At 70.3% G+C, this 21,298-nt stretch carries 19 protein-coding genes and 1 pseudogene; 4 read left to right on the forward strand and 16 right to left on the reverse strand.

Annotated features, from left to right (window positions below):
- Nucleotides 1-6: 6 nt before the first annotated feature.
- From AC3EO4_RS35470 to AC3EO4_RS35480, 3 genes are read right to left on the reverse strand one after another with little or no spacing between them, the layout of a single operon-like run.
- Complete coding sequence (locus tag AC3EO4_RS35470) at nucleotides 7-711, reverse strand: TetR/AcrR family transcriptional regulator (protein WP_431899771.1); 705 nt, start codon at nucleotides 709-711, stop codon at nucleotides 7-9.
- Nucleotides 712-751: 40 nt separating this feature from the next.
- On the reverse strand, nucleotides 752-2,164 hold the full coding sequence (locus tag AC3EO4_RS35475; protein WP_431899773.1) for a glycosyltransferase family 39 protein: 1,413 nt from the start codon (nucleotides 2,162-2,164) through the stop codon (nucleotides 752-754).
- 6 nt (nucleotides 2,165-2,170) lie between these two features.
- The gene (locus tag AC3EO4_RS35480) at nucleotides 2,171-2,626 is read right to left on the reverse strand and encodes a MarR family winged helix-turn-helix transcriptional regulator (protein WP_379578547.1); all 456 of its coding nucleotides are present in this window, start codon (nucleotides 2,624-2,626) and stop codon (nucleotides 2,171-2,173) included.
- 59 nt (nucleotides 2,627-2,685) lie between these two features.
- Here AC3EO4_RS35480 and AC3EO4_RS35485 point away from each other — a divergent pair, with 59 nt between their 5' ends.
- The gene (locus AC3EO4_RS35485) at nucleotides 2,686-3,507 is read left to right on the forward strand and encodes an SDR family oxidoreductase (RefSeq protein WP_431899777.1); all 822 of its coding nucleotides are present in this window, start codon (nucleotides 2,686-2,688) and stop codon (nucleotides 3,505-3,507) included.
- Nucleotides 3,508-4,255: 748 nt separating this feature from the next.
- On the opposite strand, the gene AC3EO4_RS35490 is transcribed toward AC3EO4_RS35485, so the two are convergent.
- The 3 genes from AC3EO4_RS35490 to AC3EO4_RS35500 form a co-directional block, all read right to left on the reverse strand.
- Nucleotides 4,256-5,764: an AMP-binding protein gene (locus AC3EO4_RS35490; RefSeq protein WP_431899778.1), complete on the reverse strand. Its 1,509-nt coding sequence runs from the start codon at nucleotides 5,762-5,764 to the stop codon at nucleotides 4,256-4,258.
- Nucleotides 5,764-6,810, reverse strand: coding sequence for an LLM class flavin-dependent oxidoreductase (locus AC3EO4_RS35495; RefSeq protein WP_379578540.1), 1,047 nt, complete (start codon nucleotides 6,808-6,810; stop codon nucleotides 5,764-5,766). The genes AC3EO4_RS35490 and AC3EO4_RS35495 overlap by 1 nt, the downstream gene beginning before the upstream one ends.
- Before the next feature lie 79 nt (nucleotides 6,811-6,889).
- Nucleotides 6,890-7,675 (reverse strand): SAM-dependent methyltransferase, encoded by a 786-nt coding sequence (locus AC3EO4_RS35500; RefSeq protein WP_379578538.1) that lies wholly within the window; start codon nucleotides 7,673-7,675, stop codon nucleotides 6,890-6,892.
- 13 nt (nucleotides 7,676-7,688) lie between these two features.
- Here AC3EO4_RS35500 and AC3EO4_RS35505 point away from each other — a divergent pair, with 13 nt between their 5' ends.
- Complete coding sequence (locus AC3EO4_RS35505; protein ID WP_431899779.1) at nucleotides 7,689-8,927, forward strand: alpha/beta fold hydrolase; 1,239 nt, start codon at nucleotides 7,689-7,691, stop codon at nucleotides 8,925-8,927.
- Here AC3EO4_RS35505 and AC3EO4_RS35510 read toward each other — a convergent pair.
- The 6 genes from AC3EO4_RS35510 to AC3EO4_RS35535 all read right to left on the reverse strand — a co-directional run bounded on the left by AC3EO4_RS35510 (nucleotide 8,924) and on the right by AC3EO4_RS35535 (nucleotide 15,281).
- Nucleotides 8,924-10,336: an ATP-binding protein gene (locus AC3EO4_RS35510; protein ID WP_379578535.1), complete on the reverse strand. Its 1,413-nt coding sequence runs from the start codon at nucleotides 10,334-10,336 to the stop codon at nucleotides 8,924-8,926. The two genes, AC3EO4_RS35505 and AC3EO4_RS35510, sit on opposite strands and share 4 nt — an antisense overlap.
- Nucleotides 10,333-11,982: an NAD(P)/FAD-dependent oxidoreductase gene (locus tag AC3EO4_RS35515; protein ID WP_379578534.1), complete on the reverse strand. Its 1,650-nt coding sequence runs from the start codon at nucleotides 11,980-11,982 to the stop codon at nucleotides 10,333-10,335. Before AC3EO4_RS35515 ends, AC3EO4_RS35510 begins: the two co-directional genes overlap by 4 nt.
- A 68-nt stretch (nucleotides 11,983-12,050) precedes the next feature.
- Complete coding sequence (locus AC3EO4_RS35520) at nucleotides 12,051-12,788, reverse strand: SDR family oxidoreductase (protein WP_431899782.1); 738 nt, start codon at nucleotides 12,786-12,788, stop codon at nucleotides 12,051-12,053.
- 59 nt (nucleotides 12,789-12,847) lie between these two features.
- Nucleotides 12,848-13,714 (reverse strand): RNA polymerase sigma-70 factor, encoded by an 867-nt coding sequence (locus AC3EO4_RS35525; protein ID WP_431899783.1) that lies wholly within the window; start codon nucleotides 13,712-13,714, stop codon nucleotides 12,848-12,850.
- Nucleotides 13,715-13,954: 240 nt separating this feature from the next.
- A complete protein-coding gene (locus tag AC3EO4_RS35530; protein WP_431899785.1) occupies nucleotides 13,955-14,821 on the reverse strand; it encodes an NAD-dependent epimerase/dehydratase family protein in 867 nt (288 codons plus the stop codon).
- 76 nt (nucleotides 14,822-14,897) lie between these two features.
- A complete protein-coding gene (locus AC3EO4_RS35535; RefSeq protein WP_379578526.1) occupies nucleotides 14,898-15,281 on the reverse strand; it encodes an SSI family serine proteinase inhibitor in 384 nt (127 codons plus the stop codon).
- Between the two features lie 85 nt (nucleotides 15,282-15,366).
- On the opposite strand from AC3EO4_RS35535, the gene AC3EO4_RS35540 reads away from it, so the two are divergent.
- A complete protein-coding gene (locus AC3EO4_RS35540; protein ID WP_431899787.1) occupies nucleotides 15,367-16,008 on the forward strand; it encodes a ThuA domain-containing protein in 642 nt (213 codons plus the stop codon).
- Here AC3EO4_RS35540 and AC3EO4_RS35545 read toward each other — a convergent pair.
- A complete protein-coding gene (locus AC3EO4_RS35545; protein ID WP_431899789.1) occupies nucleotides 15,980-16,624 on the reverse strand; it encodes a MerR family transcriptional regulator in 645 nt (214 codons plus the stop codon). The two genes, AC3EO4_RS35540 and AC3EO4_RS35545, sit on opposite strands and share 29 nt — an antisense overlap.
- Before the next feature lie 15 nt (nucleotides 16,625-16,639).
- Nucleotides 16,640-17,485 (reverse strand): SAM-dependent methyltransferase, encoded by an 846-nt coding sequence (locus AC3EO4_RS35550; protein ID WP_431899791.1) that lies wholly within the window; start codon nucleotides 17,483-17,485, stop codon nucleotides 16,640-16,642.
- A gap of 337 nt (nucleotides 17,486-17,822) precedes the next feature.
- On the opposite strand from AC3EO4_RS35550, the gene AC3EO4_RS35555 reads away from it, so the two are divergent.
- Nucleotides 17,823-18,884: a thiolase C-terminal domain-containing protein gene (locus AC3EO4_RS35555; protein WP_431899792.1), complete on the forward strand. Its 1,062-nt coding sequence runs from the start codon at nucleotides 17,823-17,825 to the stop codon at nucleotides 18,882-18,884.
- A 197-nt stretch (nucleotides 18,885-19,081) separates the two neighbouring features.
- Here the strand turns inward: AC3EO4_RS35555 and AC3EO4_RS35560 are convergent, their stop codons facing one another.
- Together AC3EO4_RS35560 and AC3EO4_RS35565 are read right to left on the reverse strand one after the other, a co-directional pair.
- Nucleotides 19,082-20,308, reverse strand: a complete 1,227-nt coding sequence (locus tag AC3EO4_RS35560) for an RNA polymerase sigma factor (RefSeq protein ID WP_431899794.1) — start codon at nucleotides 20,306-20,308, stop codon at nucleotides 19,082-19,084.
- A pseudogene (locus tag AC3EO4_RS35565) lies at nucleotides 20,308-20,723 on the reverse strand (YciI family protein). Before AC3EO4_RS35565 ends, AC3EO4_RS35560 begins: the two are co-directional and overlap by 1 nt.
- Nucleotides 20,724-21,298 lie beyond the last annotated feature (575 nt).

The raw sequence follows: 21,298 nt of genomic DNA on the forward strand, positions 1-21,298 counted from the left end.
TCGCGCTCAGGGCTGTCCCAGCTTCGCGGGGCCACCCCTTGCGGGGTCCGGATTCCTCCCCGCCCTGAAAGGCCGGGCTTCCTCCAGAGGTTCCCGTGAGTCTGAGGGGGCCGGCGGCCAGGTCAGGTCAGCGAGATCGAGGACGCGCAGGGCCTGCGCGGCGGTGTCGCGCAACCTGGCCGGGTCGGTCGACCCCTTGCCGACCAGGCGCAGCCCCTGCAGCACCGTGAGCAGGAACCTGGCGAGCGAGCGGGGATCCTGGCCCTCGTCCAGCTCGCCCTGCTCGCGGGCCCTGGCCAGCGCGGTGGCGAGCGTGGTCTCGATGAAGTCCCAGTTCGCCTCCACCCGCCGCGCCAGCTCCTGGTCGTGGGGGGCCAGCTCGACCGCGGTGTTGACGACCATGCAGCCGCGATGGTCGGTGTCGTGCGCGGCCTCGTCGGCGAACCTCAGGACCAGATCCCGTACGGCGGGCAGGACGGGTCCCGGCGCCGACAGCAACCCCTCGAAGTCGACGCCCTGCGCGAGGTAGCGGTCGTAGGCGCGCAGGTAGAGTTCCCGCTTGCCGCCGAACGTCGCGTAGATGCTCGCCCTGCCGATGCCGAGGTGCTGGACCAGGTCGGACATGGAGGTGGCCTCGTAGCCCCGCCGCCAGAACAGCTCCATGGCCTTCTGCAGCGCCTCGTCGGGATCGAACTCCTTCGTCCTGGCCATGGTTCCGAAGCTAGGCCTTTCTGGAACGAGGTGTCAAATATCAGCTGTACTCCTGGAAACGCGGCCACGCCGCGCTCCACGGCATCCTGAGGCCCCTGCACACCAGCACCGGCAGGCCGCGGAACTCGTTGTCCACGCCCGCGGCGTTGTCGACCCTGCCGTGCTCGACACAGGTCTGGAACACCGTCTCCAGGCCGCCGCGCGGGTACTTCACCGCCACGGCCACATCGGCGCTCTCGGGCGGCGGGCCGTAGGCGTGGAGCTGGTTGTGGCCGCTGTAGACGGGCGGCAGGCCGCCCGCCAGGTGCAGCGCGCCCGCCTCGCCGTAGCTGCCCGCCAGCAGCACCGCCCTGGCCCGCTCCTCGGGCGTCAGCGTTTGTACGGCGGAGCCGACCGCCGCGGTGAACTCGGGCCAGCCGATCGACTCCCTGACGACCTCGTTGACCTGGGGGACCGGTGTCATCCCCACCAGGGAGACGGGGATCAGCGGCAGCCCGACGATCGCGCAGAACACGCCGTTGGCCGCCAGCGCGGGCCCGAGTCCCTGTGTGACGCCCGCGCAGAACAACAGGATGATGAGCCCCGCCGTGTAGTCGAACCTGCCGCCGCTGATCAGCGTCAGCGCCGCCGCGACGGGGTAGGCGACCGCCAGGCAGCGCAGCCGCTCGTCACGCCATAGCCGCAGCCAGCCGCGCGCCGCGACGAAGGCCACGACGGGGCCGAACAGCACGATCTGCATCGGGACGAAGAGCGCGCGCATCTCGGCGCCCTTGTCCGCGCTGAGAGCGGCCGCCATCTCCAGTTGCGGCCAGCCGTTCATCGCCTGGAAGAGCAGGTTGGGCGCGGCGACCAGCACCGCGAGCGCGGCGCCCGCCCACAGCCACGGATCGCGCAGGATCCTGCGCGGCCCCACGGCCAGCACGCCCGCGGCCAGGCCGATGACCAGCAGCGCGATCAGGTGCTTGTTGTAGGTCGCCACGCCGATGACCGCGCCCGCCGCGAGCCACCAGCGCCCATCGCCCCTGAGCAGCACCCGCAGCACGAACAGGATCGCCGCCGACCACAGCGGCAGGTCGGCGCTGAGCGTCAGCAGCGAGTGGCCCGCGATCAGCGTGAACGCGCCGGTGCCGATCCCGGCGGCGGCCAGCACCTGGGCCCTCCCCTCGCCGCCCAGTTCCCTGGTGATCAGGGCGACCACGAGGATCAGCACCACCGTGGACAGCACGGCCGGGATCCTGAGTCCCGTCAGCGTGTCGCCGAACAGCGCGATCGACACCTTGGCGAGCATCGGGGTGAGCGGCGGCTGGTCGACGTAGCCCCATGCGGGGTGCTCGGCCAGGTAGCGGAAGTACAGCTCGTCGCGGTGGTAGCCGTACAGAGGGCTGAGGGCGAGCAGGAGCGCCGACAGGAGGGCGGCGACGACGGTCAGCGGCCGCCAGGCTAAGGAGGGCATATCCGATCAAGGTAGCCCTCGGCGTTGCCTGTCGGCCACCCGCCTGAAAACCCGTTTGAACGCCGCGTAGGCCTCCTCGCCGACCGCCTCGGCGTGGCGCCGCTCGATGTCGGCCACGATCGCGTCCGACTTGACCATCTGGTCCAGCCCGAGATCGGTGGGGACGACCAGCTTGGCTCTGCGGTCACGAGGGTCGGGCTCCCTACGCACGTAGCCCAGCTCGACCAGCTCGTCCACCAGCGTGCCGATGACCTGCTTGTGCTGGCCCGACTGCTGGGCCAGGTCGGTGGCCCTGCTCCCCGCCTCGTCGAGATAGGCCATGACCGCGCCGTGGCGCGGACGCAGCGCTGGATGGCCCTGTTCGGCCAGCGCGCCGAACAGTTCCTTCTGGAGGGAGAACAGCACCTGACCTGCCATGACACCCAGATCGGGGTTGGCCTGCTTGCGTTCGGCGCGGTTCAACGAGCCTCCTTTGGTCATCAATCTTGACGGTCACTTTTTCTTACTATATCGTGCTTCGCATGACGATTCTCATCACCGGTGCGACCGGTACTGTTTCCACGGCTCTGCTCGGCTCCCTCTCCACCAAGCAGGATGTCAGGGTCCTGGTGCGTGATCCTTCGAAGGCCCCCTCCGGCGTCGAGGTGGCGGTCGGAGACCTGGACCATCCTGCGACGCTGGTCGAGGCCTTCCGGGGCGTCGACACCCTGTGGCTGCTGACCGCGATGGGCCCCCAGGCTCCCCACGCGAGCATGAACGCCGTATGGGCGGCCAGGGAGGCCGGCGTGCGCCACGTGGTCAGGATGTCGGCGATCGGCGCGGGCCATGACGCGCCGACGCGCAACGGCAGGCTGCACGCCCTGTCCGACAACGAGCTGAAGGCGTCGGGCCTCGAGTGGACGATCATCAAGCCCGCCTTCTTCATGCAGAACCTGTTCGGTTCGGTCAACGGCGACACGATGTACGGCATGCTCGGCGAGGGCAAGGTCGGCCTGATCGACGCCCGGGACATCGGCGACTTCGGCGCCGCGGTGCTGGCCGACCCCAAGGCTCACGCGGGCAGGACCTACACGATCACGGGGCCGGAGAGCATCTCCCTGCACACGGCGGCCGCCAGCCTCGGCGCGAGCTACCAGCCCGTCTCCGAGCAGGCCGCGTTCGACGCGATGATCGGCGCGGGCATGCGGGAGTGGGACGCGGCGGTCAGCGTGGAGTACGGCAGGGCGTACTCGGCAGGGTGGGGCGACTACACCACCCCCGACTTCGTCGAGGTCGTCGGGCGGCCCGCGCGGTCGTTCGCCGACTTCGCCAAGGACCACGAGTCCCGCCTCCGCGCGTCCTGAACGGCGCCTTCCAGCAGGGGGCGTGCCGGCCCCCTCGGGCGCGTCCCGCGAACGTCGGCGTCTTCGGGAATCAGCCGGAGACTCGACCTTCCCCCACGGGACGGGCATTCGACCTTTCCCCCACGGGGGCTTCAACCTCTCCCCGCGAGGGCTCTCCCCTCCGGGCGGGCGTTCGACCTTTCCCCGCGAGGGCTTCGGCCTCTCCCCTCCGGGCGGGCGTTCGGCCTCTCCCCGCGAGGGCTTCGGCCTCTCTCCACGGGAGGGCGGATGTTGGCTCCCTCGGAACCGCCGGGCGTCAGCCCCTCCCCGGAGAAGAGCAGGACCTCCCGCGGAAAGGCGGGCGGCCTCGCGTGGAAAAGCCGCGTCGGTCTCACGTGGAAAGGCGAGCGTCGGTCTCGCGTGGAAAGGCGAGCGTCGGCCCGGTAGACCGGGTGTGGCGCCCTTCGGCGAAGCCCGCGCACCCCCTGCGCGACCGCTCCCCGGTCACCTCAGGGAGTTTCCAGCTCGTGGTCGCGCCAGTGCCGCTGCTCGGTGACCTTGATGCCGGTTGTCCCCGGCATCACCAGCGCCGTCGCGGTGCCTGAAGCCGGCCGCGAGGGCGAGCGGCGAGCGGACCCGCCCGGGGAGTTTCCTGACCCGCAGGAAGCCCTTCTGTCGGACCGTTGGCCGGGAGCTGGGAGCTGGGAGCCGGGAGCCGGGCGGAGGGCCCGGCAGGTGGGTGGTCCCTGGTTCGCCGGGGTCCGACGGCTCAGGCGCCCGGGTAGTTGCCGCCGCCGTGGGCCGCGTCCAGGGCGTCGTAGTCGGGGGTGAAGCCCTTCTTCGGGATGGACTTCACGATCTCGACGTGCCGGGGCTTCTTGTAGCTCGCCAGCCGCGTCCTGACGTGCTCGACCAGGTCCTCAGCCGACGCCTCTGCCTTCAGCGCCACCACCGCCTTCACCGCCTGGTGCCACCGCTCGTCAGGCACCCCGATCACCGCGGCGTCGGCGACCGCGGGATGTGACTTGAGTACCCGCTCGACCTCGGCGGGGTAGACGTTCTCGTTGCCCGACTTGATCATTCGCAGCTTGGGGCCGATGAAGGTGATCGTGCCGTCGGGTTCGCGTCTGCCGAGGTCGCCGGTGTGATGCCAGCCGTACAGGGATTTCTGGGCATTAAGCTCGGGTCGGGCGAAATATCCGGAAAAGAGGGTTTTGCCGCGAGCGCAGATCTCGCCCACCTCGCCCGACGGGACCTCGTTCCCGTCGGCGGCCAGGATGCGCACCTGGACCAGGGGAGAGGGACGGCCCGCGAATCCCGCCGCCCCCGGCGCGAGGCCGAGGAAGGTGAGCATGCCGCCCACCTCGGTCTGGCCGTATCCGCCCATCTTCGACCTGCACCACGGCGAGTCGTCGGGAGTGGTCATCTCGTCCCACTCCGTGGAGTGGGAGACGAACCGCAGCGACGACAGGTCGTACTTGCGCTCCGCGTTCGCCGCCACCACCGCGTCGATCATCTGCCCGAACAGGAACGCCTGCGTCACCTTCTCCGCGTCGACCAGGCGGCACACCTCCTCGGCGTCGAAGGAGGGCGTGAACACGTTCGTCCCGCCGATCTGCAGCGTGGCCAGGCAGAACATCATCGTGCCCACGTGGAAGAGCGGCCCGTTGTTGAGGAACGTGAAGCCGGGCTCCATCTGCCTGACCACCAGCAGCGACGTGCTGTGCGCGAGCAGCGCGGCGCTGCTGAGGAGGGCGGCGTTCGGGCGCCCGTCGAAGGCGGCGGTGTAGAGGGCGAGGACGGGGACCGTGTCATCCGGTCCGGGTGAGCCGGGCATGGCGGGGTCCGGCGTGGCAGGGGTGGGGAACTCGGCGGCGCTCGCCTCCTCGACGAGGGCGGCGTAGTCCTCCACCCATGCCTCGGTCGCCAGGGGCGTCGCGGCCTCGGACCGCTCCCAGACCACCACGGCGGGAGCGAGGTCCTCGACGACGAAGCGCAGCTCGTCGGTGGACTGGCGCCAGTTGGCCGGGCAGAAGATCGCCCCGAGGCGGGAGCAGGCCAGCAGCAGTTCCAGGACGGCGTGCGAGTTCTGGCCGAGCCACAGCACCCGCTCGCCCGCCGTCACGCCCCTGCCCTTCAGCGCGCGGGCCAGGCGGGTCACCCTGGCGTCCAGTTCGGGATAGCTGAGCCGTACCTCGCCGTCGACCACCGCCGTCACCTGCGGGCGGCTGCGGGCGTGCTCGGCCAGGACGTCGGAGAGTGTCAGCGAGTGGATCATCACGCCTCCTGGAACGCGGGTATCACCTCGGTCGCGAAGAACCGCATGACCTTCTTCATCTCCTCCAGCGGCATCGGGCGCGTGCTGCCGAAGTCGCACAACAGGGTGGAGAACCCGGCCGCCTTCAGCACGCCGATCTGCTCGATCACCCGCGCGGGGTCGCCGATGACCTCCAGCTGCTCCCAGCGGAAGTCGTTCGAGACCGAGCCGCCCTTGAGGTAGCGGTCCTGGTAGTACTCGAAGCCCTGGGCGGCCCTGCCCGTCTTCGGGTCGATGGGCGCGCTGCGCTCGTTGAAGATGCGCGACCGGTCGAAGGCGGCCTCGAACCTCGCCTGGTCCTCGCGGGCCTGCTCGACGGTGGGGGCCACGTAGACGCTCCGCGCGACGACCAGGTCGGCCTCGACGCCCCCCGCGGACTCGCGCCAGGTCTCGGCCGCCTTCACGACCTTGCGGAACGGCGCGGCCGGGTCGGCCAGGATCGGCAGGCCTCGCTCGCCGTACATGGTGACGGTCTCGGGGGAGACGGCGGCGACGTGGATCGGCGGGTGCGGTGCCTGCAGCGGCCTGGGCGTCAGCGAGACCTCGCCCGTCCGGTAGAACTTGCCCTCGTGCTGGAAGGACTCCTGGGTCCACAGGCCGAGGACGACCTCCAGCGCCTCGTTGAAGCGGTCGCGTGCCTCGGCCAGGTCGATCCCGAACCCCTCGAACTCGAAGCTCTGGTAGCCGCGGCCGATGCCCAGGTCGAGCCTGCCGCCCGACAGGACGTCGACGAGGGCGGCCTCCTCCGCGACGTGGACCGGGTTGTGCAGGGGGAGGACCACGATGCCGGTGCCCAGCCGGATCCGCTCGGTGCGGGCGGCGGCGTGCGCCAGCAGCGTGAACAGGTTCGGGACCACGCCGTAGTCGCGGAAGTGGTGCTCGGCCAGCCGTACCCCGTCGAAGCCCAGCTCCTCGGCCAGCTCGATGAGCTCAAGGTGGTAGTCGTAGACGTCCTTGAAGCTCTGCCCGTCGAACCGGTGGAAGAGATGGAAGGTGGAGAACTTCATGCGTCTGCCCTTCGGCCGGTAAACCAAGCGCTCGCTTGGGAGCGTACCAGCTTCGGGCCCGCGAATGAACGACTCGCGATCAGAGCTTGCGCGCCACCCCGCCGAGCAGGTAGTCGCCCACACCCTGCAGCGGTGCCAGTTCCGCCACGTCGGGGCGCCACTCCGCCACGTTCACCAGGCCGGGCTCGACCAACTCCAGGCCGTCGAAGAGCGGTGTGATCTCCGACCGGTCACGCAGCCTGATGCCGGAGGTGGCCAGGTCGTAGACCGAGGCGATGTCCTCCGATTCCACGGGCCTGTTGGGGCAGGCGTGCGAGAGCACCAGGTGGCTTCCCCGCGCCATCCGCTCCTTCAGCCTGCCGAGGATGTGCTCGGGCTTGTCGGAGTCCTGGACGAAGTGGAGCACCGCCACGACCAGGATCGCGATCGGCTCGTCGAAGTCGAGCAGCCTGCGGGCCTCGTCACTGTCGAGGATCGCCTCGGGAAGGCGCAGGTCGCCCTGCGTGACGTCGACCCCCTCCGCGCCTGACAGGATGGCCCTGGCGTGCGTGAGCACGATCGGGTCGTTGTCCACGTACAGCACGCGCGCGTCCGGCCCCGCGACCTCGTGCACGTTCCCCTGCGTCGGCAGGCCCGTGCCGATGTCGAGGAACTGCCTGATGCCCCGCTCGGCCAGGAACCGCACGGCGCGCTGCATGAACGCCCTGTTCTCCCTGGCGGCCTGCCGCGTCTCGGGGACGACGGCCAGCACCTTCTCCGCGGCCTCCCTGTCGGAGCGGAAGTTGTCCTTGCCGCCGAGGTAGTAGTCGTACATGCGGGCCACGCTGGGAATGTGCGGGTTGATGCCAGGGGGAGCCTCATCCATGAAATGTGATCATATGACAGTGAAAGTCACTCTGCCGGGCCTGCGTGCCATCGACCACGAGTTCACCGTCCCGCTCGACCACGCCGACCCGGGCGGCCCCACCATCACGGTCTTCGCCCGCGAGATCGCCGACCCCACACGATCGGACCTGCCGTGGGCGCTGTTCCTGCAGGGCGGCCCCGGTGGCCGCTCGCCCAGGCTGACGGCCCCCGCGCATTTCGCCCACATCTTGAAGACCCACCGCGTCCTGCTTCTCGACCAGCGCGGCACCGGCCGCAGCACGCCCGTCGTCGCCTCCGCCCTGCCGAGGGAACCCGAGGACCTGGCCGCCTACCTCACCCACTTCCGCGCGGACGCGATCGTCTCCGACTGCGAGCACATCCGCGCCGCGCTGGGCGTCGAGCAGTGGGAGAGCTGGGGGCAGAGCTACGGCGGATTCGTCACCCTCACCTACCTGTCGCAGGCGCCGTCGGCGCTCAGGGCCTGCCACATCACCGGCGGCCTGCCCGGACTCGACGCCACCGCCGACGACGTCTACACCCGCACCTACGGGCGGGTGCGCGACAAGGTCACCCGCTTCTACCGGCTTTTCCCCGGCGACGCAGAGAAGGTGCGGCGGATCGTCGAGCACCTGGACGGCAAGGAGGTGCTGCTGCCCGACGGCGACCGCCTCACCTCGAGACGCTTCAAGACGCTCGGCATGAGACTCGGCACCGGTGACGGCGCCGCCTCGCTGCACTGGCTGCTGGACGACGCGTGGGAGGGCGGCGAGCTGTCGGACGCGTTCCTCTACGAGGTCATGACGGCCACCGGCTTCGTGGGCAACCCGCTGTACGCGGTCCTGCACGAGCCGATCTACGCGCAGGGCGCCGCCACCGCGTGGGCCGCCGCCAGGGTCATGCCGGAGGATTTCGCCGCCCCCGAGATGCTCACCGGCGAGATGATCTACCCGTGGATGTTCGACGAGATCCGCTCGCTGCGGCCGTTCAGGGAGGCGGCGGAGCGACTCGCCGCCCACTCCGGCTGGCCCGCCCTCTACGACCCGGTACGGCTGGCAGGCAACCAGGTGCCCGTGGCCGCCGTTGTGTACCACGACGACATGTACGTCGACGCCGGCCTGTCGCTGGAGACGGCAGGCCGGGTGGCCAACACGCGCGCGTGGGTGACCAACGAGTTCGAGCACGACGGGTTCAGGGTCGCCGCGGACCGGGTGGTGTCGCGGCTCATGGACATGATCGCCGGTCGCTGCTAGGCGGGTGTCTCCCGCAGCGGGAGCCGTACCTCGAACCAGGTGTCGCCGGGCACCGACCGCACCTTCAGCTCGCCGTTGTGACGGCCCGCCACGATCCGGTAGGAGATGTCCAGCCCGAGCCCGGTGCCCTTCCCCACGGTCTTGGTGGTGAAGAACGGCTCGAAGATGCGCTCCTTGATCTCGTCGGCCACGCCGGGACCCGTGTCGCCGATCTCGACGATCGCCTCGTCCTCGTCGTGGGCCGTGCGGATGGTGAGCGTGCCCTCCTGGCCCATCGAGTCGAGCGCGTTGTGGATCAGGTTCGTCCACACCTGGTTGAGCTCGCCGCCGTAGGCGGGGATCGACGGCAGGGTCCTGTCGTAGTCGGTGACCACGGAGACCCCTGGAGGGATCTTCCCCCTGAAGATCGCCAACGTGCTGTCGAGCAGTTCGTGCACGTCGATCACGCTGTACGGCGCCCGGTCCATCTGGGAGTACTGCTTGGCCGAGGCCAGCAGCGAGCTGATCCGCTCGGTGGCCTCGGTCACCTCGCCCAGCATCTGCGAGATCTCCGTGGCCTCCGACAGCCAGCGCAGCGCCGCGCCCGCGTGGTCGTCGCCCACCTTGGTGCGGATCTTGGCCAGCGTCTCGAGCGTGAACCCGGCGTTCACCAGCGAGGGCGCCAGCTCCCACGCGTCCTCGACGCCCAGGTCCTCCAGCGCCTCACCCACGGTGTCCTCGGCGTCGGAGATCTCCAGCGGGGTGCGAGGGGGGAGCGTCCCTACGGCCTGCGCGCAGGCGTCGGCCATCTCGATGAGGTGCAGCAGCTTCTGCGGCGGTATCCCCTCGGTCGCCAGCCCGGCCAGCTGGATGCGCGAGGCCCTGATGAGCGTCCGCAGCTCGCTCACGGCCCGCACGGCCGCCGCCGCCGGGTTGTTCAACTCGTGCGTGAGCCCCGCCGTGATCGTGCCGAGCGCGGTGAGCCGCTGCCGCCTGTCGATGATCTCGCGGGCCGCCCGCCCGCCGTACGTCATGCCCTCCAGCAGGTGGAAGGCCATCGGGAACCACTCGGTGACGATGTGGCCGAACTTCTTGGCCGGCAGCACGAACATCCTCGTGGGCGCCGTGGCGCGCAGCGAGTGCTGGTAGACGTCGGGCGCGCGGTTGCCGAGGTAGGCCTGGACGGCCCCGGCGTAGACGCCGGGCTGGGCGGTGCGCGGCTGGGAGACCGGGCCCGCGCTGGTGTCGGTCAGCATCTGCACCTCGCCCTCGATGAGGACGAAGAAGTGCTCGGACGGCTCGCCCTGCCGCAGGACGAACTCATCCCTTTCGTACGAGCGGACCTCGCCCTTGGCCGCCAGCAGGGTCAGCTGCTCGTCGGTCAGCCGCTCGAAGAGGAACAGCTTGCGCAGTTCGTCTATGTCGATCATTGCTTCTCCATGTAGCGGTGCACCAGAGCCACGGCCATAGCGCCCTCGCCGACGGCGGAGGCGACCCTCTTGATCGAGTCTGCGCGGACGTCACCGGCGGCGAACACGCCCGGCACGTTGGTCTCCAGGAAGTACGGCTGCCGCCGCAGCGGCCAGTTGCGCGGCCGCTCGCCGTACGCCACCAGGTCGGGCCCGGTGAGCACGAACCCCTTGGCGTCGCGCTCCAGCCCGTCGCCCAGCCACGACGTGTACGGCTCGGCCCCGATGAAGACGAACAGCCACTGCGCGTCGGCCGTCCACTCCTTGCCCTGGGTGGTCAGCGTCAGCCGTTCGAGGTGGTCGTCTCCCGCGCCGGCGGTCACCTGGGTCTCGTAGTGGACCTCGATGTTGGGGATCGCCGCGATCTGCTCGATGAGGTAGTAGGACATGGACTTCTCCAAACCTTCACCCCTCACCAACAAATGGACCTTGCTGGCGAATCCCGCCAGGTAGACGGCCGCCTGGCCCGCCGAGTTGGCCGCGCCGACGATGAACACCTCGCCGTCCTGGCAGGAGGCCGCCTCGGTGAGCGCGGCGCCGTAGTACACGCCCCTGCCGACGAAGTCGTCGAGCCCCGGAGCCTCCAGCCTGCGGTAGGTGACGCCGGTGGCGAGGATCACCGCGTGCGCGGCGATCTCCCCTCCGTCCCTGAAGCCGACCACCCTGGCCTGGCCCTTCGCCTCCAGGCTCACGACCTTGCGCGCGGTCAGCAGTTCCGCGCCGAACTTGAGCGCCTGCCTTCGCGCCCTGTCGGCGAGTTGCGCGCCCGAGACGCCGTCGGGGAAGCCCAGATAGTTCTCGATCCGCGAGCTCTGGCCTGCCTGGCCGCCCGAGGAGTACGCCTCGACCAGCACCGTCCGCAGCCCCTCCGAGGCGCCGTAGACGGCGGCGCCGAGCCCCGCGGGCCCGCCGCCGATCACGATGAGGTCGTAGAAGTCGGTCGACGGCGTCGTGGACAGGCCCACGGCCGAGGCCAGCGTCGACTGGTCGGGCGCCTGCAGGTGCTCGCCCTCCGCGGTGATCACCAGCGGCAGATGGCAGTCGCTGCCCACGGCCGCGACCAGCTGCTGCCCCTCCGGGTCCTCGGCCAGCATCCACTGGTACGGCACGTGGTTGCGGGCCAGGAAGTCGCGCACCCGGTAGGACTGAGCCGACCAGCGGTCGCCCACCACCTGCAGCTCCGGCCTGATCTGCCGGTCGCTGCGCTGCCACGCGTCGAGCTGGCCGTCGATCACCGGATAGAACTTCTCCTCCGGCGGGTCCCACGGCTTGAGCAGGTAGTGGTCGAGGTCGACCACGTTGATCGCCTGGATGGCGGCGTCGGTGTCGGCGTAGGCGGTCAGCAGCACCCTGCGCGCGAACGGGTACATGTCCATCGCCGCTTCGAGGAACTGCACGCCGTTCATCTGCGGCATCCGGTAGTCGGCCAGGATCGCCGCCACCTCGTCGCCGCGCAGGCGCATCTCGCGGACCGCCTCGATGCCCTGCTCGGCCGTCTCCGCGCGCACGATGCGGTACTGCTGGCCGTACTTCTTCCGAAGGTCGCGGGCGACAGCCCTCGACACGCCCGGGTCGTCGTCAACCGTCACGATGACCGGCTTGTCCATGCCCCCGTCCTTCCCCTTTACGCTTCTACACGAAGGATGTCATGGGTTGGCGGATGGTGAATCGGCGTTCAGGCCACGACCCTGCTCTCCCCACCGTCGACCAGCAGCGATACGCCGTTGACGAACGACGCCCGCTCGCTGGCGAGGAAGGCGACCACGTCGCCCACCTCCTCGGGGCGCCCGATCCGCCCGAGCGGCGTGCTCCCCGTGTGCCCGAGCGACCGCAGCCGCTCGGTGTCGATCGGGCCTGGGAGCACGTTGTTCACGAGGATGCCGTCCTCGCCCACCTCCCTGGCCAGCGTCCGCACCACGCCGGCGACGGCCGTGCGGGTGGCGTTGGACAGCGCCAGGCCGTCGATCACCTCCCGGGCCGACCTGCTCGTCACGGTGATGATGCGGCCCCAGCCGCGCGAGCGCATGTCGGGCAGAACCGCCCGCATCAGACGGACGGTGCCCAGCAGGTTGCGCTGCACGGCCACCTCCCAGTCGGCCAGGCTCACCTCGACGAACGTGCCGGCCGGTGGCCCGCCCGAATTGGCGACCAGGATGTCGATCGGCCCCAGGACCTCTCGCGTCTCGGCCACCACCCGCTCGGCGGCGGCGGGATCCTCCACGTCGGCGAGGACGGCGTGCACGACGTGGCCGAACTCCTGCAGCTCCACCACGGCGTCGGCGAGCCGTTCGGGGCTGCGCGCGCTCACGCACACGTCGCACCCCTCCCGCGCCAGCGCCTTGGCGGCGGCCAGCCCGATGCCCGCGCTACCACCGGTGACCAGTGCGACCTTGCCCGTGATGCCGAGATCCATGACAGCGAGACTACCGATCGCGTGACCTTGCCGCCGCGAGGCCCGATGCGGTTCTCCTCCTAGGCCGTCTGAGGAAAGTGGTCCGTCTCGGGGAAGGGGCGGAGCTTGTCGGGATTGAGCACCGCGTAGATGCCGTGGACCAGGCCGTCGCGGACGTCGAGGGTGGCCACCTGGGGTCGCCCCTCGATCACGATCCAGAGCGCGGGAGCGCCGTTCGCGTCGACCACCCTGGCGTCCTCGAACGAGTAACGCCTGGTGAGGGCGGCGACGAAGGCCACCACCTTGTCGCGCCCCATGATCGGGTTGAGCGCGGCGCGGACCTTGCCGCCGCCGTCGTTCCAGGCCACCACGTCGTCGCTCAGCATCGAGGTGAGCGCCGTCAGGTCGCCGCCCTGCGCCGCGTCCAGGAAGCGCAGCAGCAGTTTGGAGTGGTCCTCGGCGCTCGGCCGGAAGCGGTCCCTGCCCTCGGCCAGCCGTACGGAGGCCCTGTGGTGCATCTGGCGGCAGTTGGCCAGGCTCGCGCCGACGATCTCGGCGATCTCCTCGTACGGCAGGTCGAACGCCTCCCTGAGTACGAACACCGCCCGCTCGGGCGGCGAGAGCCGCTCCATCAGGTGGAGGGTGGCGTACGACAGGGTGTCACGCAGCTCGGCCGTGTCGAGGGGCCCCACCTGGGCGGTCGGCACGGGCTCGGGCAGCCAGGGGCCCGTGTAGGCCTCGCGCTTGACCCGCGCCGACCTGAGCTGGTCGAGCGCGAGGCGGGACACGATCGTGACCAGGAAGGCGCGCGGCTCCTCGACCTTCGCCTGATCGGTCCCGCTCCAGCGCAGCCACGCCTCCTGGACGACGTCCTCGGCGTCCCACATGCTGCCGAGCAGGCGGTAGGCCAACCCGAGCAGCATGGGGCGGTATGTCTCGAAATCCACGGTTCGTATCATGCCGGGTCGCCCATCCGGGGTGGTCGGGCCGTCTGGCGCCCGATCTGCTCGTCCGTTCATGCCGGGTCGCCCATGCAGGGTGGTCGGGCGGTCTGGCGCCCGATCTGCTCGTCCGTTCCTGGCCGCCCCGCCGTCCCGATCCCGGTCGCGTCGTGGCGCGTCGCGAAGATGTCCGGCCCCTGGCCCCGCCCGGCCGTCCTGTGCCGTCCGGTCATGTCGCGGGTCCCGTCACTCGGGATCGTCGAGGAAGGAGACGTGCCTGGGGCGCCAGTTGAGCCTCAGCCTCGCCCTGCTGTTGTCGGCGCCGCGCAGCTTGGTCATGAACGCCACGCCGAACCCGCCGACCGCCAGTCGCGCCACGAAGGCGGGGAAGCGCTTGGGCGCCGGAGCGCCGAGCCTGCCGGCGAAGGCGGGCAGCCACTGCCTGAGCGTCAGCGGGGTGTCGTCGACCACGTTGAGCGCGCCGGTGACGTTCTTGTCGAGCGCGGCCACGACGGCGGTGGCGGCGTCGTGCGCGTGGGTGAAGGAGAACACCGAGCCGCCGTCGCCGACGATCGGCATCTTGCCCGCGAGCACCGCCTGGGTGGTCGAGCCGTCCTTGTCGTAGACCGAGCCGGGGCCGGTGAGGTGACCGTAACGCAACACCAGGCCGCCGGCCTCCACGGTCATCCGCTCCAGCTCCACCAGTGCCGTGACGTTCGGGGTGAACTGCTGGGGCGCGTCCAGCCACAGCGGCGCGTCCTCGTCGGCCAGGCCCTCGGCGGGTGCGTAGGCGTAGGCGAGGCCCTGCGCGATGTGCCTGGCGTCGGGGGCGGCGGCGATGAGGTTGCGGGTGCCCTCGACGCGGAGCCGGTTGGTCAGCTCGAAGTCCCTGGCGAGGGTGCGGGGGTTGATGGCCTGCGGGATGGCGGTGAGCATGTTGATCACGGCGTCGGGCGCCGCCTGCCGTACCGCCTGGACGGTGGCGGCGCGGTCGAGCATGTCGGGGCCGCCCGTGGATCTGGACAGCGCGATCACCTCGTGACCGACGGCGGTGAGCAGCGGCACCAGCTGCCGCCCGATGACTCCGGATGCTCCTGCTACGAGAACTCTCATGGCGACTGGACGGGGCAGGCGCGCACTCTGTGACAGTGAACCGGCTCACATTCCCCAAAGGCGCGCCCGAGCCTTGCTAGACGTCGAAGACCGCTCCCGTGGCCAGGAACAGCTCGCACTGGTTGGCGAAGGTCTTCTCGAAGCGAACGGGTCTGCCCGCCCACCGCCCCGTCAGCGAGACCTCGTGCGGCAGGTACTCCTTGGTGCAGACGCCCTCCTCGCCCGGATACCGCGCAAGGTCGCCGTCGACGTCTGTCAGCAGCGCGCAGGCGGAGGCGGGCTTCGGATGGGCGCCGCCGGCGGGCCCGCAGGTCAGGTTCACCGAAGTCAACCAGCCGCCGGGGACGTTGACCTGGACCAGGAGGAGCGCCGTCGCCGACGACGCGGGCGCGGCCGAGACGGTCGCGGACGTGGAGATGAGAGCGGCGGACGCCAGGGCCGCCATCATGACGAATCTCATGCGGGAGATCGTTCCCAAGATCACCTTTTCGCCGGGTCAGCGGACGGCATGGATTTACCTGGGTCACTCGTGATGAAGTTGTGACGTGGCTAGAAATCTGATTCTTTCAGGAGGCCTGTTCCACGACTTCGACACCACGTCGGCGGCCCTCGCGCGAGTGCTGGCCGACGTCGGGGTGGAGTCCGAGATCACCGACGACATCGCGGGAGCGCTCAGCGAGCCGTCGGAGTACCAGCTCATCACCGTCAACGCGTTGCGCTGGCAGCAGAAGGGCTTCACGCTGCCCGCGCAGGCCCGCACCACGCTGCTCGACCACCTGGAACAAGGCGGCGGCCTGCTGTGCATGCACGCCGCCTCGATCTGCTTCGACGACTGGCAGGGATGGCCCCGCGTGCTGGGCGCCCGCTGGGTGTGGGGTACCTCGCACCACCCGCAGCTGGGCTGGACGAGCGTCCGCGTCCTCGGCGGCCATCCGATCGTCGAAGGACTGCGCGACTTCGACCTGGTGGACGAGGTCTACAGCGACCTGGAGGTGCTGCCCGACGTGCGTCCGCTGGCCTCCGCGCTGGGGCAGCCACTGTTCTGGGCCCGTCCGGTACGGCGGGGCCGCGTCGTCTACGACGCCCTCGGGCACGACGCGCGCTCCTACGACAACGAGGTGCACTGCACGCTGCTCAAGCGTGCGGCGCTCTGGCTGCTCAAGCGTCCCCTGGTGCTGGGGGACTGACCTTCAGTCTGCGGGCCGACTCCGACTCCTGGGCCAGGCGGCGCAGCGCGTCGAACGCCCTGCCGTACAGCACGGTGCCGAGGACCAGTGCCTCCACAGCCGCGTCGCGCGGGCCGTCGAGCGGGATGGTGTCGAGCTCGACCTCGGTGACGAGCTGGTGGGCCGCCTGGGCGTAAGGGGTCAGGTCGGTCTCCAGGCCGAGTTGGCGCAGCTTGACGAGGGTCTGGGCGAGCTCGTCGCGGCCAGGGGCGTTCCTGGAGACCTGCCAGCCGAGGTCGTCGATCATGCGGTCGGCCTGTTCGCGGGCCGCCGCCCACTCCTCGCCCTCGCCTGCCTCGACGACGGGGCTGATCGCGTAGTGGGCGGTGCCGAGCATGTAGTGCACGGGCAGGGTCTCGTCGTCGACCGCCTCGATCACCTTCTTGATGGAGGTGATCGGCAGGCGGCCCACCTCCAGCAGTGCCCTGATCAGCCGGAGCCTGCGCAGGTGCGACTCGTCGTACTCCGCGCGTGTGGCCGCCACCTGCTCACCCTGGTGGAGGAGGCCTTCCCGCAGGTAGTACTTGATGGTGGCGATGGCGACGCCTGACTCGGCGCTCAGTTGGGACATGCGCATAGTTAGATAGTACTACTACCCAACTATGCCGACCGCTCCCAGGATGCCTGGCTTGACGAGGTCCACCTCGACGGGCACGGCCGGGCGCCAGGCTTCCACGGGAACGATGCCCGGTTCCAGCAGTTCCATGCCCTCGAAATAGCGGGCGATGCGCTCGGGGTCGCGGCCGGTGAGCGAGCCGGTGGCGGTCGTGGAGTACACGGCGGCGCCCTCCCTGACGGTCTCCTCGGTGTGATCGCCGGCGTAGATGTGAGAGATGACGAGGTGACCGCCCGGCTTCAGCCGGGAACGGAACTCGGAGACGATGGCGAGGGTCTCGTCGTCATCGGGCACGAAGTGCAGAACGGCGACGAGCAGGATCGCGACGGGTCGCGTGAAGTCCAGCGGGGCGGCGTCGAGGATGGCGGCCGGGTCGCGCAGATCCCCCTCCATGACGACGACATCCGAAGCGGCTTCCTCGCGGCCTGGCGCGGCACCCTCTCGCGGGGCGCCCTCGCGGCCCGGTAGGGCGTCATCGCGGTCCAGCAGGGCCCTGGCGTGCGCGAGCACGGTCGGGTCGTTGTCGACGTAGACCACCCGGGCGCCGGCCCCCGCCACCTGATGCACGTTCTCCTGCGTCGGCAGCCCCGCGCCGACGTCGAGGAACTGCGTGACCCCTTGGCCGCGCAGATGGCGCACCACCCTGCCGAGGAACTCCCTGTTGCGGCGAGCTTGCTCGCGGGCGTCGGGGGCGAGCTGGATGATCCTGTCGGCCGCGGCGCGGTCGGCCGGGAAGTTGGCCTTCCCGCCGAGGTAGTAGTCGTACATCCGCGCGACGCTGGGGATCGTGGGGTCGACTCCGGGCGGTGCCTGCTCGGTCATGCCCGCATGGTAAGCGATCGCGATCTTTCCGGCGAGAGCAAACCTAACAAGCGCTTGCCTAACTTCGTGCGTCGCACTACCGTGACGGGCGGGCGATCTTTCGCCTGCGACGCCATCAGCTCCTACGCCTCTGGACCGCCGCCCGCCGCCCGGATCGCGCCCCGCCGGCGGGCGGCAACCCATGCTCAAACCACCCCCAGCCCATCAGGAGAACGGGCGGCTCGTAGGGCCACCGGGAGAACGATCGGGCGGCTCGCAAGGCCACCAGGTAGAACGGCCGGGCGCCTCGGAAAATGGCCGAAAGGCACGGCCGCCCAGAGGGACGATCGGGAGGAGCATGCGCGGCACCATCGCCGGGATCGGGATGACCCCCCTCACCCGATCCTCCGGCAAGACGGAGTTGGAGCTGGCGGTCGAGGCGTCCCGCCTCGCCTGCGCCGACGCGGGCCTCGACCCCCGCGAGATCGACGCGGTCCTCAGCTACCACCTCAACGACTCCGCCCCGGTCGTCCACGTGGCAAGAGCGCTACGGATCGACCGGCTGGGCTGGCACAACGACATCTCCGGCGGCGGCACCCAGGCGGCGTCCATCCTCGGTGACGCGGCGATGCTCATCGAGGCGGGCCTGGCGCGCAACGTGCTGGTCTACCGTGCCCTCAACGGCCGCTCGGGCAAGCGCATGAACACCGTCTCGACGGGCCCGCAGGAGCGCTTCACGATCCCGTACGGCATGGCGGGCCCGATCCCGATGTTCGCCATGGCCGCCACCCGGTACCTGTACGACACGGGCCTCACGCCGGAGCACCTGCACGCGGTGGTCGCCCAGTCCCGCGAAAACGCGGCCTCCAACGAGAGGGCGCTGCGCCGCGACCCGCTTCCCCTGGACGAATACCTGGAGAAGCCTTTTGTATGCAGTCCCCTGCGTACAGTCGACTGTTGTCAGGAGACCGACGGCGCTTGCGCGCTGGTGGTCAGCGCGTCGCTGCCCGGGCCGAGGATCAAGGCGGTGGTACGCGGCGGCGGGCCAGGCTGCTCGACGATGGACCGGTCGCCGGACGTCACGGCCATCTTCTCGTCGCATGTAGCCCCCATGCTGTGGACCGTATCCCGTATGCAGCCGACCGACGTGCGGGTGGCGCTGCTCTACGACGCCTACTCGTGGCTGGTGCCGCGCCAGCTGGAGGACTTCGGACTGGTGCCACGGGCCGAACTGGGCGACCACCTGCTGGCGAGGGGACACGCGCGGGTCAACCCGCACGGCGGGCTCCTGTCGGAGGGCTACGTGCACGGGCTCAACAACGTGGCCCAAGCCGTGCGGGAGGTACGGGCAGGGGCCGAGGTCGCGCTGGTGACGGGCTTCGGCGGCTCATGCGGCAGCGCCGCCCTCCTCACCGCCTGACGCCGCAACCGGGACTTCGGGGGGTGCTTCCGTCCGGACCCCTGCGCTCGAGGCCCGGTCGATGCGCTCGCCACCCATCCGAGCCGCACTCTGCGGGCCGGACGGCACCACGCCCCCGACCGCCGCCAGAGAGACGGCGTTGCCTCCATGCCCCATGCCCTCAGGTCCTCGAATCCCGGCTGGCCGAGCTGGAGAAGTCAGCCCAGCGTGGCCGCCTTGCGCAGCAGCACCGAGCGTTCGCGCTGGTTGGCGCACAGCCGGGCCGCCAGCTCCAGCTCGGCGCGTGCCTCCGGGCGCCGTCCGAGCCGGGCCAGTAGCTCACCGCGTACGGTCGGGACCAAATACGAACCGGGGAGCTGGTCCGAGGCGATCAGCTCGTCCACGATGGCAAGGCCTTGCGCCGGACCCGAGGCCATGGCCACGGCGACGGCCCGGTTGAGCACGACCACCGGCGAGGGTGCGACCCGGCCTAGTGCCTCGTAGAGCACCACGATCCGGTCCCAGTCGGTTGCCTCGACCGAGGGTGCCGACGCGTGGATGGCGGCGATCGCGGCCTGTAGACCGTAGGGGCTGAGGCCGTGGGTTGATGCCTTCGCCAGCGCGGCCAGCCCACGGTGGATCGCCGAGAAGTCCCACCGCCGCCGGTCCTGGTCCTCGAGCAGGATCGGGGAACCGTCCGGGCCGGTCCGGGCCGGGAAGCGCGCGGCCGTCAGCTCGCACAACGCGAGCAGGCCGTGCACTTCCGGCTCGTCCGGCTGCAGCGCGGCCAATGTGCGGGCCAGCCGGATCGCCTCGTACGCGACGTCGGGGCGCAGCAGCCGGTTGCCCGACGTGGCCGTCGATCCCTCGGTGAAGATCACGTAGATGACGCTGAGCACGTCGCCAAGCCGTTCCCGGCGCTCGCCTGCCGGCGGCAGCTCGAACGGCACCCCGGCCGCCGCGATCGTCTTCTTGCCCCGGGTGATCCGGGCTTGCACGGTCGGCACGGGTACGAGGAACGCGCGGGCGATCTCCTCGCTGGACAGGCCGCCGACCACGCGCAGGGTCAGCGCCACCCGGGCCTCGGGGGAGAGCACCGGGTGGCAGCTGACGAACATCAGCGCCAGCACGTCGTCGTCGATCCTGTCGAGGTCGATTTCTTCGTCAACCGCCGAGTCGACCGCCGGGGCGGCCGCCAGCAGGGCGTATCGGTCCTGGAGAGCGGCCCGGCGGCGGATCGCGTCGATCGCCCGCCGCCGGGCCGTGGCCATCAGCCAGCCGGCCGGATTGGCCGGAGCGGCTAGCGGCCACGACACCAGCGCCTCGGCCACCGCCTCCTGGGCCGCGTCCTCGGCCAGCCCGAAATCGCCGGTGAACCGGGTCAGCGCGGCGACGATCCGCGCCGACTCGATCCGCCAGACGGCCTCGACGTCGGCCGTACCCATCAGATTCGGCCGTTGCTCTCGCGTCCGGCCCAGTCCTTGACGATCACTCGTCGACCTGGGGGACCTCGTCGCTCCCGGGCACCCGCCGGACCTCGATCTTGGACCCGGGGGCCGCCGGGACCCGCTTGGCCCACTCGACCGCCTCCTGTTTCGAGGCGACGTCGAGCAGGAAGAAGCCCCCGAACAGCTCCTTGGTCTCGCCGTACGGCCCGTCCGTGACCACCGGGGCCTCGCCGCTGAAGTCGACCACGACGCCCTGGCCCGGATCGTCCAGCCCTTCCGCCGCGAGGAGAACACCGGCCTTGACCATCTCCTCGATGAACTGGCGGGTCGTGGCCATCATCTCGTCGATGTCGGCCATCATGGCCGCGTTCGACTCGTCGGTGCCCCGCATGATCAGCATGTACTTCGGCATCGCGTTCTCCTCGTCCGGCGGGGCCGCCTCTCGGCCCTCGCACCCTCACGTCGAACGAGTGGCCCGCGGATCGACACGGCCCCGGAGAAATCTCTCGCCGCGACGCAGCCGATCCTTCCGCGTTTCGCCTGTCAGCGCGGCCCCTGAGCGATGGCTGACGCGGACGCCCTGCTGATCAGAAAGCTTATCGTCGCATCTTCGGAAGGCGGCGGCCCTCACACGGATCTGGGGAAAGCATTCGGGACGGGCTCAGTGACTTCTTTCCGCTACCGGGCTGAAGAAGGGGCGACGGGATCTTTAGCGGCGTTTCGTCCGTAGTCCGGCCATCTCCAGGAGGGCATCAAACGGAGCGCTGCCGTGCATGACGACGGCAGACACGACATGCATCTGCATGCCTGCATCCGAGACGTTTGAGCGCACCCGCCTGATCAGACCATCATCCGGCGGCGCACCGACTTGGCCATGATCACTGGTGCGCCATGTCAGCAGGCCATTTCATTTAATGAGCCGTCCCAGACCAGATGCGCTCCCATAGCCCATGATCCATCGAGACGCGACAGCCGAGGTGGCTTCGT

The sequence above is a fragment of the Nonomuraea sp. bgisy101 genome (assembly GCF_057708945.1).